This window comes from Pseudomonas sp. NPDC096950, assembly GCF_044762525.1.
In the GTDB taxonomy this organism is placed as follows: Bacteria; Pseudomonadota; Gammaproteobacteria; order Pseudomonadales; family Pseudomonadaceae; genus Aquipseudomonas.
This window is the reverse complement of sequence record NZ_JBIWEL010000015.1, coordinates 136424-149938: the sequence shown is the minus strand read 5'-3', so window position 1 is coordinate 149938 and position 13515 is coordinate 136424. Positions and strand designations below refer to the sequence as shown.

11 protein-coding genes are annotated in these 13515 nt (G+C 62.3%); 7 read left to right on the top strand and 4 right to left on the bottom strand.

Annotation, left to right across the window (positions count from 1 at the left end; translation table 11 throughout):
* The first annotated feature begins 19 nt into the window (after nucleotides 1-19).
* Entirely contained in the window at nucleotides 20-1294 is a 1275-nt protein-coding gene (gene fabF / locus ACIQY3_RS22095) for a beta-ketoacyl-ACP synthase II (protein ID WP_403023532.1), read from the top strand.
* Here fabF and ACIQY3_RS22090 read toward each other — a convergent pair.
* From ACIQY3_RS22090 to eat, 3 genes are all read right to left on the bottom strand, one after another.
* A complete protein-coding gene (locus ACIQY3_RS22090; RefSeq protein WP_403023529.1) occupies nucleotides 1291-1848 on the bottom strand; it encodes a TetR/AcrR family transcriptional regulator in 558 nt (185 codons plus the stop codon). The two genes, fabF and ACIQY3_RS22090, sit on opposite strands and share 4 nt — an antisense overlap.
* A gap of 131 nt (nucleotides 1849-1979) precedes the next feature.
* Nucleotides 1980-2147, bottom strand: coding sequence for a DUF2897 family protein (locus ACIQY3_RS22085; protein WP_081744012.1), 168 nt, complete (start codon nucleotides 2145-2147; stop codon nucleotides 1980-1982).
* Nucleotides 2148-2271: 124 nt separating this feature from the next.
* A complete protein-coding gene (gene eat, locus ACIQY3_RS22080; protein WP_403023526.1) occupies nucleotides 2272-3636 on the bottom strand; it encodes an ethanolamine permease in 1365 nt (454 codons plus the stop codon).
* A 395-nt stretch (nucleotides 3637-4031) separates the two neighbouring features.
* On the opposite strand from eat, the gene kdpF reads away from it, so the two are divergent.
* From kdpF to ACIQY3_RS22050, 6 genes are all read left to right on the top strand, one after another.
* Nucleotides 4032-4121 (top strand): K(+)-transporting ATPase subunit F, encoded by a 90-nt coding sequence (gene kdpF / locus ACIQY3_RS22075; protein ID WP_007899818.1) that lies wholly within the window; start codon nucleotides 4032-4034, stop codon nucleotides 4119-4121.
* A gap of 8 nt (nucleotides 4122-4129) precedes the next feature.
* A complete protein-coding gene (gene kdpA / locus ACIQY3_RS22070; RefSeq protein ID WP_403023523.1) occupies nucleotides 4130-5824 on the top strand; it encodes a potassium-transporting ATPase subunit KdpA in 1695 nt (564 codons plus the stop codon).
* Nucleotides 5825-5834: 10 nt separating this feature from the next.
* Complete coding sequence (gene kdpB / locus ACIQY3_RS22065) at nucleotides 5835-7892, top strand: potassium-transporting ATPase subunit KdpB (protein WP_403023520.1); 2058 nt, start codon at nucleotides 5835-5837, stop codon at nucleotides 7890-7892.
* 156 nt (nucleotides 7893-8048) lie between these two features.
* Nucleotides 8049-8594: a potassium-transporting ATPase subunit KdpC gene (gene kdpC, locus ACIQY3_RS22060; RefSeq protein ID WP_401323968.1), complete on the top strand. Its 546-nt coding sequence runs from the start codon at nucleotides 8049-8051 to the stop codon at nucleotides 8592-8594.
* A 135-nt stretch (nucleotides 8595-8729) separates the two neighbouring features.
* On the top strand, nucleotides 8730-11375 hold the full coding sequence (locus tag ACIQY3_RS22055; protein ID WP_403023516.1) for a DUF4118 domain-containing protein: 2646 nt from the start codon (nucleotides 8730-8732) through the stop codon (nucleotides 11373-11375).
* A 68-nt stretch (nucleotides 11376-11443) separates the two neighbouring features.
* Entirely contained in the window at nucleotides 11444-12142 is a 699-nt protein-coding gene (locus tag ACIQY3_RS22050; protein WP_403023513.1) for a response regulator, read from the top strand.
* A gap of 123 nt (nucleotides 12143-12265) precedes the next feature.
* Here ACIQY3_RS22050 and ACIQY3_RS22045 read toward each other — a convergent pair whose 3' ends face one another.
* Nucleotides 12266-13303, bottom strand: a complete 1038-nt coding sequence (locus tag ACIQY3_RS22045) for a patatin-like phospholipase family protein (protein ID WP_403023510.1) — start codon at nucleotides 13301-13303, stop codon at nucleotides 12266-12268.
* Nucleotides 13304-13515: the final 212 nt, after the last annotated feature.

Genomic DNA, 13515 nt, shown 5'->3' with positions numbered 1-13515 from the left:
GGCTTGAGGTATTTGCGGTATGAGTGATCGTCGAATAGTTGTAACGGGCATGGGCATTGTGTCGCCGCTGGGTACTGGCGTCGAAGCTGTTTGGGCGCGTCTGCTGGCCGGGCGCTCCGGACTGCGGGCATTGCCGGACGAGGTGGTCGCTGATTTGCCGGCCAAGGTCGGTGGTGCCGTGCCGAGCATGGCGGAAGATGTGGAAGCGGGCTTCGACCCGGACCGGGCGACCCCGCCCAAAGAACAGAAGAAGATGGATCGCTTCATTATGTTTGCCATGGAGGCTGCGCGTCAGGCGTTGGAGCAGTCCGGTTGGAAAGCGCTGGACGCCGATGCCCAGGAACGCACCGCCACCATCATCGGTTCCGGTGTGGGTGGTTTCGGCGCGATAGCCGATGCGGTGCGCACCACCGACACGCGCGGTCCGCGGCGTTTGTCGCCGTTCACCATTCCTTCATTCCTGGTCAATCTCGCCGCCGGCCATGTGTCGATCCAGCATGCTTTCAAAGGCCCGTTGGGCGCGCCGGTCACCGCGTGTGCGGCGGGCGTCCAGGCGATCGGTGATGCGGCGCGGCTGATTCGTTGTGGCGAGGCGGATATTGCCGTGTGCGGCGGGGCGGAGGCGTCAATCGATCGCGTCAGCCTGGCCGGTTTTGCCGCGGCCCGTGCCTTGTCCAGCGGTTTCAACGAAACCCCGGAGCGCGCCTCGCGGCCGTTCGACAGTGATCGCGACGGCTTTGTGATGGGGGAGGGTTCCGGTCTGCTGGTGATCGAATCCCTTGAACATGCGCTGGCCCGTGGTGCCCAGCCCATCGCGGAGCTGGTCGGCTACGGCACCAGTGCCGACGCCTATCACCTGACCGCCGGCCCCGAGGACGGCAGCGGTGCCCGACGCGCGATGTCGCTGGCGTTGGCACAGGCCGGGATTTCGCCGGCGCAGGTCCAGCATCTCAACGCCCACGCGACTTCGACCCCGGTTGGGGATCTGGGAGAGTTGGCGGCGATCAAGTCATTGTTCGGGACGGACAACAAGATTGCAGTGACCTCGACCAAGTCGGCCACCGGACACCTGCTCGGCGCCGCCGGCGGGATCGAGGCGATTTTCACGCTGTTGGCCATCCGCGATCAGATCGTGCCGGCAACCCTCAATTTTGAGAACCCTGATCCGGCTGCGCAGGGCGTGGATATCGTCCATGGCGAAGCGCGGTCGATGCCGATCGAATATGCGCTGTCCAACGGCTTCGGTTTCGGCGGGGTGAATGCCAGCGTGCTGTTCAAGCGTTGGCAGGGCTAGTCACTGGACTGCTTGAGGTGATCGCGGGTGATGTCGAGAATTCGCTGGGCTAGCTCGGGGTTCTCGACACTGCGGGATAACAGAAGCGCCCCGACCAGCGTCGACATGATGACGATGCTGCGCTCGGCGGCGTTTTCGCCTTCAAGGGTGCCTTGCACCTGGGCAAGGCGCGCATTGAGCACGGCATCGCTGGTCGGGCTCGGTTGCCCGCGCAGCCCGAGTTCCGACGACATGGTCGGCAGCGGGCAACCTTCATGAGGGGATGTCTGATGCCATTCGGACAAATACGTGTCGATGAAAGCGTCCAGCGGACGTTCGGACGCGAACAGCTCGGCACACAACCCTTCGACTTGCTCGCCTGCGGCCACCAAGGCCTTTTCCACCAGTTCGTCCTTGGACTTGAAATGTGAGTAAAAGCCGCCGTGGGTGAGCCCCAACGCTTTCATCAGTGGTTGCAAGCCGGTCGCACCGATTCCGTCGCGGCGGAAACGTGCTGACGCTTCCTTGATGATGCGTTGGTGGGTCTGGGCTTTATGGTCCTGCGAGTAACGCATTTCTAATCTCCGCGACAATGCGCCATCTTAACCAATGAATGTTGGATGGTGACTGTACTTCTACTCCTAAAAAGCATGCAGATGCGTCGAACCACAAAAAATAAACCCCGCCGTATTGGCGGGGTTTTTTGTCAGCGGTCCTGAGCTTCCTTGGCATCCATTTCCGCATTGCGTTCGGCGACGCGTTTACGTTGCTCTTCGGTCAGATCGACCTTGGTGGCGGTGTCGCGCAACATCATCAAACCGCCAACGATCGAGCCGATTGCAACGACCAGAATCAACCAGGCATACCAGGGCATAGGGCTCTCCTTGAGGGCAGGCCGGTTGGCGGATTTCGCCAACCGATCGTGCATACCACTTTGAGCGATTCATTTTCGCAGTGGTTCCATTCTATGCCTGATATGTCAGCGACACCTGTGCTGTTTAAAGGCCGGTCAACATCGCATCCGCCGGCGCATCGGCGCGCAATTGCGCGGTGAGCATGAAATACACGAAACCCACCGCCATGAAGGCAAGGAAGATCAGCCCGATCAAGGCGTTGAACCACGCCATCGCCACCAGGCACACCACCGCCAGCACCAAGGCGATCATCGGCACCAGCGGATAGCACGGCGCACGAAAGGTGCGTTCCAGGTTCGGCTCGGTTTTACGCAGTTTGAACAGGCTGAGCATGCTCATGATGTACATCACGATGGCACCGAACACCGCCATGGTAATCATCGCCGCCGTCAGTGTCATGCCGCCGAGGTTGATCAAGCCGTCGCTGTAGATCGCCGCGATGCCGATCAGGCCACCGGCGATGATTGCCCGATGCGGCGTCTGGAAGCGCGACAACTTGGCCAGGGATTTAGGCAGGTAACCGGCGCGGGCGAGGGCGAAGAACTGTCGCGAGTAGCCAAGGATGATCCCGTGGAAACTCGCCACCAGGCCGAACAAGCCGATCCACACCAGCATGTGCAACCAGCCGGAGCTTTCGCCGACCACGGTTTTCATTGCCTGTGGCAGCGGATCGTTGATGTTCGACAGGGTGCGCCAGTCACCGACGCCGCCGGCAAAAAACATCACGCCCATGGCCAGCAGCACCAACGTCAGGATTCCGCTGATGTAAGCCTTCGGAATCGTGCGTTTCGGGTCCTTGGCTTCTTCGGCGGCCATGGCAGCGCCTTCGATGGCCAGGAAAAACCAGATCGCAAACGGAATCGCCGCAAACATCCCGGCAATCGCCGGCGCGCCGAACACATCGGAGCCGGCCCAGCCATTCAGCGCGAAGTTGCTGAAGCTGAAGGCCGGCGCGACCACGCCCATGAACACCAGCAGTTCGGCCACGGCCAATACGCAGACGATCAACTCGAAGGTGGCCGCGAGTTTCACCCCGAGGATGTTCAGGCCCATGAACACGATGTAAGCGCCGACGGCCGCGTGTTTCGGGTCGAGCGCTGGAAACTGCACATTCAGGTAGGCACCGATCGCCAAAGCGATAGCCGGCGGGGCGAAGACAAATTCGATCAGCGTCGCCAGCCCGGCGATCAATCCACCTTTCTCGCCAAAGGCGCGGCGGCTGTAGGCAAAGGGACCGCCGGCATGGGGAATCGCGGTGGTCAGTTCGGTGAAACTGAAGATAAAGCAGGTGTACATGGTGGCGACCATAAACGAGGTCACCAGAAAGCCCAATGTACCCGCCACGCCCCAGCCATAACTCCAGCCGAAGTACTCACCGGAAATCACCAGCCCGACCGCGATACCCCACAGGTGCAGCGTGCCCAGCGTGGGTTTGAGTTGTGTGTTCATGCGTTGCTCCCTGAACGGTTTGGAAAGCTCGGGGGAGGGCGTTGCAGTGGGCGTGCCATTTTGTATTTGGGCGTCGTAAAGCGGTTAAAGCTGTCGTATCGGGGATGATCGCGGCGGGATGCGCGCATTTTGTGCGCCAGTTGGGAGCAGTGCCGCCTGTTATGCCGCCTTCGCGAGCAAGCCCGCTCCCACAGGGAACGCATTTCAAATGTGGGAGCGGGCTTGCTCGCGAAGAGGCCTGCCCAGCCGCCACAAAACCAACCTGTAACGCCAACATAAACCCACTCTTTACGCTTTCTTTATGCCCCGCCACACCCCTCGCACTCGTTCCTTTACAGCCTTCCTTCCGACAATGACTCCACACGCGGCAATACGCCGTAACACGGAGAACTTCCATGAGCGTTCTGGACGGGGTGTCACTGCTATTGGCAGTGGGGCTGTTCATTTATCTGTTGGTTGCGCTGTTGCGCGCGGACCGGAACTAGGAGCGGCTATGCACAGTTATGACTATTGGCTGATCCTGGCCTTCTTCGCCGTGGTGCTGATCCCGGCACCGTTTTTGGGGCGCTTCTACTACAAGGTCATGGAAGGCCAGCGTACGTGGCTGTCGCCGATCCTCGGCCCGGTCGAGCGCGGCTGTTATCGGGTGGCCGGCGTTGATCCGCAGGCCGAGCAGAGCTGGCAGAAATACACGCTGGCCTTGCTCGCCTTCAACCTCGCGGGTTTCTTGCTGTTGTTCGCGATCCTGTTGTTCCAGGACCACTTGCCGCTCAACCCGCAAAACCTGCCGGGCCAGGAGTGGACGCTGGCGTTCAACACCGCCGTCAGCTTCATGACCAACACCAACTGGCAGGCCTACAGCGGTGAAGCGTCCCTGAGCTACCTGAGTCAGATGGTCGGCCTCACCGTGCAGAACTTCGTCAGCGCCGCCACCGGCCTCGCCGTGCTGGTTGCCTTGTGCCGCGGTATCGGTCGCAAATCCACCAAGACCCTGGGCAACTTCTGGGTCGACATGACCCGCGCCACGCTCTATGGCCTGCTGCCGCTGTGCCTGCTGCTGGCGCTGTACCTGGTCTGGCAGGGCGTACCGCAAACCTTCGCGCAGTACGTGAATGCCGTGACCATGCAGGGTGTCGATCAAGTCATTCCGCTCGGCCCGGCGGCCAGCCAGATTGCGATCAAGCAACTGGGCACCAACGGCGGTGGCTTCTTCGGTGTCAACTCGGCGCATCCGTTCGAGAACCCGACGGCGTGGAGCAACCTGTTCGAAATGGCCTCGATCATCCTGATCCCGGTCGCCCTGGTGTTCACCTTCGGCCACTACGTCAAAGACCTGCGTCAGAGCCGCGCGATTGTCGCCTGCATGTTCGCGCTGTTCCTGATCGGCGGCGCGACCTCGCTGTGGGCCGAGTACCAACCGAACCAGACCCTGGCCAACGCTGCCGTCGAACAGACCGCGCCGCTGGAAGGCAAGGAAGCGCGTTTCGGTACGACGGCAACAGTGCTGTGGTCGGTGACCACCACTGCGGCGTCCAACGGCTCGGTCAACGCCATGCACGACAGCCTCAACCCGCTGACCGGCATGGTCGCGCTGGTCAACATGATGGTCGGCGAAGTGATCTTCGGCGGCGTCGGCGCCGGGCTCTACGGCATGTTGCTCAACGTGTTGATCGCGGTGTTCCTCGCCGGCCTGATGATCGGCCGCACCCCGGAATACCTCGGCAAGAAACTGCAGGCCAAGGAAGTGCAGCTGCTGGTGGTGACCTTGCTGGTGATGCCGGTCGGCGTACTGGTGCTCGGCGCGATTGCTGCCAGCCTGCCCGGCCCGGTCGCGGCGGTGAGTAACCCTGGCGCCCACGGTTTCAGTCAGTTGCTCTACGCCTACACCTCGGCCAGTGCCAACAACGGTTCGGCGTTCGGCGGTTTCGGTGCCAACACTGCGTTCCACAACCTGATGTTGGGGTTGGGCATGTTGATCGGTCGCTTCGGTTACATCCTCCCGGTTCTGGCGTTGGCCGGCAGCCTGGCGATGAAGAAAACCGCTCCGATCGGCCAGAACAGCTTCCCGACTCATGGCCCGCTGTTCGTGACCTTGCTGACCGTGACCATTTTGCTGGTGGGCGGCCTGACCTTTCTGCCGACCCTGGCGCTGGGCCCAATCGCTGAACATCTGAGCATGGGCTTCTAAGGAGTCAATGATGAATATGCCCGCAACTAAACCGGCGACTGTCAAAGCGCCGGAACAACCGAAAACCGCGATCTCGGCCCTGTGGCGTCCGGCGCTGGTGCAAGCCTTCGTCAAGCTCGACCCACGGCAATTGCAGCGCGCGCCGGTGATGCTGGTGGTCGAACTGACCGCCGTGCTGACCACCGTGCTGTGCTTCATTCCCGACAGCGCCGTGCCGACCTTCGTCGCTGCGCAAATCGCTTTGTGGCTGTGGTTCACCGTGTTGTTCGCCAACTTCGCCGAAGCCTTGGCCGAAGGTCGCGGCAAGGCTCGCGCCGACAGCCTCAAGGCCGGCAGCGAAGGCTTGAGCGCCCGGCGCCGGACCTCCAACGGCACCTTCCAGGTGGTGCCCGCCACCAGCCTGCGCAAGGACGATGTGGTGCGCGTCGAAGCCGGGGAAATGATCCCCGGTGACGGCGAGGTGATCGAAGGTATCGCGGCGGTCAACGAAGCGGCAATTACCGGTGAATCCGCACCGGTGATTCGCGAATCCGGCGGCGACCGTTCGGCCGTCACCGGCAACACCCGGTTGGTGTCCGACTGGCTGCTGGTGCGCATCACCGCCAACCCGGGCGAGTCGACCCTCGATCGCATGATTGCGTTGGTCGAAGGCGCCAAACGCCAGAAAACCCCGAACGAAGTGGCGCTCGACATCCTGCTGATCGGCCTGACCCTGATCTTCCTGCTGGTGGTCGTCACCCTGCAACCGTTCGCCCACTTCGCCAACGGCAGCCTGCCGCTGGTGTTCCTGGTGGCGTTATTGGTCACGCTGATTCCGACCACGATTGGTGGTTTGCTGTCGGCCATCGGTATTGCCGGGATGGACCGCCTGGTTCTCCTGAACGTGATCGCCAAGTCCGGTCGCGCCGTGGAAGCGGCCGGGGACGTGCACGTCCTGCTGCTGGACAAGACCGGCACCATCACTTTTGGTAACCGTCGCTGCACGGCTGTGCATGCGGCACCGGGTGTCAATGCGAGGGAATTGGCTGAAGGTGCGTTGTTCGCCTCATTGGCCGACGACACCGCTGAAGGTAAATCCATCGTCGAATATCTGCGCGGGACTCATCCGCAACCCGAGCCGTCCACCGAGTTGCTGACCGCCGTGCCGTTCAGTGCTGAAACCCGCCTGTCCGGTGTCGATTATCAGGGCCGCGTGTATCGCAAAGGCGCGGTGGATTCGCTGCTGGCCTTCGTCGGTCTGAAGCGTGCGGACCTGGCGCCGTCCCTGTCCCGGGAAATCGACAAGATCGCCCAGAGCGGCGGCACGCCATTGCTGGTTTGCGTCGACGGTAAATTGCTCGGCGCGATCCACCTCAAGGACGTGGTCAAGCCTGGCATTCGCGAGCGTTTCGCCGAGCTGCGCAAACTGGGGATTCGCACCGTCATGGTCACTGGCGACAACCCGTTGACCGCTGCGGCCATTGCTGCCGAGGCGGGCGTCGATGACGTCCTGGCCGAAGCCACCCCGGAGAAAAAACTGGCGCGCATTCGCCACGAGCAGAACGACGGTCGCCTGGTCGCGATGTGCGGCGACGGCGCCAACGATGCCCCGGCCCTGGCCCAGGCAGACGTCGGCATGGCGATGAACGACGGCACCCAAGCGGCACGCGAGGCGGCAAACATGGTCGACCTCGACAGCGACCCGACCAAGTTGCTGGACGTGGTGCAGATCGGCAAGGAGTTGCTGGTCACCCGTGGCGCGCTGACGACCTTTTCCATCGCCAACGACGTGGCCAAGTACTTCGCGATCCTGCCGGCGCTGTTTGCCTCGATCTACCCGCAACTCGGCGTGCTCAACGTCATGCACCTGAGCAGCCCGCAGAGCGCGATCCTCTCGGCGATTGTGTTCAACGCCTTGATCATCGTGGTGCTGATTCCGTTGGCCTTGCGCGGTGTTCGAGTGCAAGCGGCGAGTGCGGCGGCGTTATTGCGACGCAACCTGTTGATCTATGGATTGGGCGGGATTCTAGTGCCGTTCGTGGGCATCAAGGCGATCGACATGCTGTTGACGGCGTTGCATCTGGTTTGACCTTGAGCGGTGTGCCCGTCACACCGCCTTCGCGAGCAAGCCCGCACCCACAATTTGAAATGCATTCCCCTGTGGGAGCGAGCCTGCTCGCGAAGAAGCCAACACGGTCCACCTGACTAAACGCTGTATTTGTTATCTGAATTCGAGGATTTCGAAATGTCCACAATGATACGTCCGGCCCTGAGCCTGCTGGTGCTGATGACCCTGATCACCGGCGTCGCCTACCCCTTGGTGGTCACCGGCGTGGCTCAGGTTGCTTTCCCGGACCAGGCCAACGGCAGCCTGGTGCGCGACGCCGACGGCAAGGTCCGTGGCTCGTCGCTGATTGCCCAGGATTTCGTTGGTGATGCCTGGTTCCACCCACGGCCATCGGCCGGTGCATTTGCCACCGTGTCGAGCAGCGCCAGCAACCTCTCGCCGAGCAACCCGGCGCTGGCGACTCGAGTGATCGACGATGCCAATAAATTGCTGGTGCCGGGGCAAGGTCCGGTGCCATTGGCGATGTTGACCACCTCCGGCAGCGGCCTCGATCCACACTTGCCACCGGCGGCGATTGCCTATCAACTGGCGCGAGTTGCGGCGGCGCGTAATTTGCCGGTGTCGACGCTTCAGCAACTGCTGAATGCGAACATCGAACAGCCGCTGGTGGGGCCGCCGGTGGTCAATGTGTTGGCATTGAATATTGCGCTGGAAAAGTTGTAGATCGGTGGTGGGGCCGCTATTCGCGAGCAGGCTCGCTCCCACATTGGAATGCATTTCAAAATGTGGGAGCGAGCCTGCTCGCGAAGGCGGCCGCACAATCACCCCCACAATAACTGGAAAAAGAGATTCCCAAGCATGAGCGATTCCGGCCGCGCCGACGCATTGTTAGCAGACCTGCCCCGCGACGGCCGTGGCCGGCTCAAGGTGTTCCTCGGTGCCGCGCCCGGTGTCGGCAAGACCTACGCCATGCTGCAGGCCGCTCACACCCAACTGCGCCAGGGCGTGAAAGTCCTTGCCGGCGTGGTCGAAACCCACGGTCGCGCGGAAACCGAAGCGTTGCTCGGCGGCCTGCCGCAACTGCCGCTGGTGCGCTCGGAATACCGTGGCGTGATGCTCGAAGAAATGGACCTCGACGGCCTGCTCGCAGCCAAGCCGAAACTGGTGCTGGTCGACGAACTGGCCCACAGCAACGCCCCCGGCAGTCGTCACACCAAGCGCTGGCAAGATATCCAGGAACTGCTGGCCGCCGGCATCGACGTGTACACCACGGTCAACGTCCAGCACCTGGAAAGCCTCAACGATAAAGTGCGCGGCATCACCGGCGTGCAGGTGCGCGAAACCCTGCCGGACTGGGTGCTGCAAGAAGCCTACGAACTGTTGCTGATCGACCTGCCTCCCCGGGAGCTGCTGGAGCGTCTGCGCGACGGCAAGGTCTACGTGCCGGAGCAGGCGCGGGCAGCCATCGAGGCGTTTTTCACCCAGACCAACCTCACCGCCCTGCGGGAAATGGCCATGCAAACCGCGGCGGCCCAGGTCGATGATGACCTGGCCCAGGGTTATCGCCAGCTCGGTCAGGCCGCACCGGCAGTGCGCGGTCGCTTGTTGGTCGGGGTTGACGGCGATGCCCAGGCCGAACGCCTGGTGCGTCATGCCAGTCGCGTCGCCCAGCGCCGGCATTTGCCGTGGAGCCTGGTGCATGTGGACAACGGCAGTGTGCGCGACGAGCAATCGCGCCTGCGCCTGCAAAGTGCCCAGCAACTGGCCGAACGCCTCGGCGGCGAAGTGGTTCTGCTGCGCGCCGGCGAGGTGGCAAAAACCCTGATCCAGCACGCCGCTGAACGTCGCGCCAGTCTGGTGTTGGTCGGCCAGTCTCGCCAGCGTTTGCGTCGGCGTTTGTTTGGTGGCGGTCTGGCGTCACGCTTGCTGCGCGATGCCCGAGGCCTGGAAATCAACGTTCTCGACAGCGATCACGAAGAACACGCGCCACGTCAGCGTTCGACGCATTCACTGGTCTGGTTCGACTACGCGCTGGCCGTGGTGGCCACTGTGTTGGCCAGTGCGTTGGCCTGGGCCGTGGCGAGCGTTTTGCCGCTGCCGAATATCTCCCTGGTGTTCCTCGCCGCCGTGTTGCTGGTGGCGGTGCGCAGCAGTCTCGGCCCGGCGCTGGCCTGTGCGGCGTTGTCATTCCTGACCTACGACTTTCTGTTCATTCCGCCGAATTTTTCTTTCAGCATCCAGCGTGAAGAAGACGTGCTGACCTTGCTGTTTTTCCTGCTGATGGCGGCGCTCACCGGCAACCTCGCCGCGCGGCAACGCCGCCAATTGCAGGCCCTGCGCGACACCCAGGAAGAAACCACTGAACTGCTCGACCTGTCGCGCAAACTCACTGCCGCCACCGACCGCCAGGCTGTGGTCAGCGCCGCCGCCCAACACTTGAACGGCTGGAGCGATCTGCAATTGTGCCTGCTCAACCGCGACGGGCAGGGCGGCTGGAAAGTCGAGACCGGTGGCCCGCTGGAGTTCTCCGAAGCCGAACGCGCCGCTGCCGATTGGGCCTGGCAACACGATCAACCGGCGGGCGCCGGCACCGGTACGCTGCCGTTCGGGCGTTGGTGGTGGTGGCCGTTGTCGGTCGAAGACGGGCCGCTGGGGTTGCTCGGCGTATGTGCCAATGAAGGCCAGACCCTGAGCGGTCAGCGTCGGCGTTTGCTGACCGCCCTGAGTCAACCGCTGGCCCAGGCCCTGGCCCGTGCGCAATTGGCCGAAGACCTGGAATCAGCGCGACTGCACGGCGAAACCGAGCAACTGCGCAGTGCCTTGCTGGCCTCGGTGTCCCACGATTTGCGCACACCGCTGACCTCTATGCGCGGCAGCATCGACAGCCTGTTGGCCCTCGGCGAAGCGATCCCGCTGGAAGATCGCCGCGAGTTGCTCGAAGGCACCCGCGACGAAGCCGAACGCCTCGACCGTTACATCCAGAATCTGCTGGACATGACCCGCCTCGGTCACGGCGCACTGAAACTCGCACGGGACTGGGTGTCGCCCGCCGACATCGTCGGCAGTTCGCTCAATCGCCTGCGCGCGGTGCTGGCGCCGTTGCAGGTCAGCACCGAAGTGCCGGCCGAGCTGCCGTTGCTCTATGTGCATGCGGCGCTGATCGAACAGGCGCTGGTCAACGTGATCGAAAATGCCGCACGGTTTTCTCCAGCGCACGGGCGCCTGAATGTGCGCGCCGGGGCCGATGACAACGAGTTGTTTTTTGCCGTCAGCGATGAAGGACCGGGGATTCCGGAGGACGAGCGGGCGAAGATTTTCGACATGTTCTACACCGCCGCCCGTGGCGATCGGGGCGGGCAGGGCACCGGGCTGGGGTTGGCGATTTGTCAGGGCATGGTCGGCGCCCATGGCGGGCGGATCAGCGTCGCCGACGGCATCGAAGGTCGCGGCACCTGCATCACTTTGCACCTGCCGTTGCAGGCGCAACCGGCCTTTGAAAATTAAGGGCCGAAAGTGAAGCCTGATCACGCTTGCGCTACTCTCTTGCCACCTCTTTGTGTTGATGTGAATTCATGAGCCAGACCGCGACCATTTTGGTCATCGACGACGAACCGCAGATCCGCAAATTCCTGCGCATCAGCCTCGCCTCCCAGGGCTACAAAGTGCTGGAGGCCGGCACCGGCAACGAAGGGCTGGCGCAAGCGGCGCTGAACAAACCCGATCTGTTGGTGCTCGACCTCGGTTTGCCGGACATGGACGGCCAGCAAGTGCTGCGTGAGTTTCGCGAGTGGTCGACGGTGCCGGTGTTGGTGTTGTCGGTGCGGGCCAGCGAAGGGCAGAAAGTCGAAGCGCTGGATGGCGGCGCCAACGACTACGTGACCAAGCCGTTCGGCATTCAGGAATTCCTCGCCCGGGTGCGCGCCCTGTTGCGTCAGGCGCCGGCCGGTGAAGCCCAGCAAGCGGCCCTGACGTTCGGCCCGCTGACCGTGGACCTGGCCTATCGCCGGGTGCTGCTCGACGGCGCCGAAGTCGCGCTGACCCGCAAGGAATACGCGGTGCTGGCGCAACTGGCGCGGCATCCAGGGCGGGTAATCACCCAACAGCAATTGCTCAAGGACATCTGGGGACCGACCCATACCGAGGACAGCCATTATCTGCGGATTGTGGTGGGGCATTTGCGGCAGAAACTGGCGGATGATCCGACCCAGCCGCGGTTTATCGTGACCGAGGCTGGGGTTGGGTATCGGTTGTTGAGTGAGGGTGGCGTTTAGGTTTTGTGGTGTCTGGTCGGGCGCCTTCGCGAGCAAGCCCGCTCCCACATTGGAATGCATATCCCTGTGGGAGCGGGCTTGCTCGCGAAGAGGCCCTCTCATTCACTCGAGAATCATGGGTTGTCAGTTCTGCTCATTCTCATACCGATCCATCGTATCCCGCGCAATCTCCCTTCCCAGCGCGATCAATTCCGGCGCTTTGTAAAACTCGAAAAACCGGCACACCCGCTTCGGCACGTTGATCAGGACGTCCGGTGGATACCCGGCAATCTTGTACTGCGCCAACGACGTCTGCATCACCTCGAAACTCTGGTTGATCAGGTCCAGCAAAGACGCGGGCCCGACGTTATCGATGATGAACGAACCTGTCGCGGATTTCGGTGCGCCTTCACCTTGCGGGGCCGCCGCCGGTTGCTGGGCTTCAGGTTCGGCGGACTCGATCCACGGATTGATCTCCGCCGCTTCGGCCTTCAGCGCTTCCTGTTCCAGCAACAGTAATTGTTCGGCCTGTTTGCGCCGGAACGGCATCTTCGAACCTAGGGAGTTGATCAAGCTGTTGAACCGCGACTTGAACGCCGCCGGACGCTGGATCACCGGCAGTTGGTAGTGACGCTGGTTGGTCGAGTTGAGGTTGACCGCGATGATCAAATCACAATGGCTCGACACCACCGGCACGATCGGCAACGGGTTCAGCAAACCGCCATCCACCAGCATGCGATTGCCCTGCATCACCGGCGTGAACAGACTGGGAATCGCCGCCGAGGCGCGAATGGCCTGGTGCAGGCATCCGGCCTGGAACCAGATTTCCTGCTGGTTGGTCAGGTCGGTGGCCACCGCCGTGTAGGGAATGCGCAGGTCTTCGATATTGATCTCGCCGACGATCTTGCGGATCTGGCCGAAGACTTTCTCGCCACGAATGGCGCCCAGGCGAAAACTCACGTCCACCAGACGCAACACGTCGAGGTAATCCAGGCTTTCGATCCAGTCGCGATATTCGTCGAGTTTGCCAGCGGCATAAATCCCGCCAACCACGGCCCCCATGGAACAACCGGCGATGCAGGCGATGTCGTAGCCACGCCGTTCGATCTCTTCAATGACACCGATATGGGCATAGCCCCGGGCTCCACCCGAGCCCAGCACCAGTGCGACACGCTTTTTCATGAATCGCCCTCGTCTGACAAGGTTCAACAATGCACCCATCAAGGGGCGTGCTTCAATCGGTAAGGTCGCAAGGGAGGGCAGGGGCGTCGTTTTTTCGACACTGCATGGCGACAGATGGGTATGCTCGCGAGCGCTATAGTTTGTACGGGCGGGGCAAGGCACTTTTTGCGCGGCGCACCGTCTTACTTGCACGACTGTTTATCTATCTTTGA